The organism is Anaerospora sp., from assembly GCF_032013335.1.
Taxonomy (GTDB): domain Bacteria; phylum Bacillota; class Negativicutes; order Sporomusales; family DSM-15969; genus Anaerospora.
This window is the reverse complement of sequence record NZ_DALZUO010000023.1, coordinates 1-281: the sequence shown is the minus strand read 5'-3', so window position 1 is coordinate 281 and position 281 is coordinate 1.

Below are 281 nucleotides of genomic sequence, written 5' to 3'. Positions count from 1 at the left end.
TATTGATGAAGACGATACTTTCATAGTGACTATTGATGAAGACGATACTCCCGAACGATGACAAGGGAACGGTGGTTTTATCTTGAAGGAAAGCGCAGGGATGTTCTTGGCTTCGTTTTAAGGGAAGGAACCGCAGGGACCTCCTGCGACTCTGACAGAATCCGCCGTTATACCTGATACGGAGAACCGTATCACTGGTGATGGTGAATGTCCTCAAACCTTGTACTTGCAGGGCTTGAGGGCTTTTTTTCAGTGTAGTGGGAAAATAGGTGGATATTAAA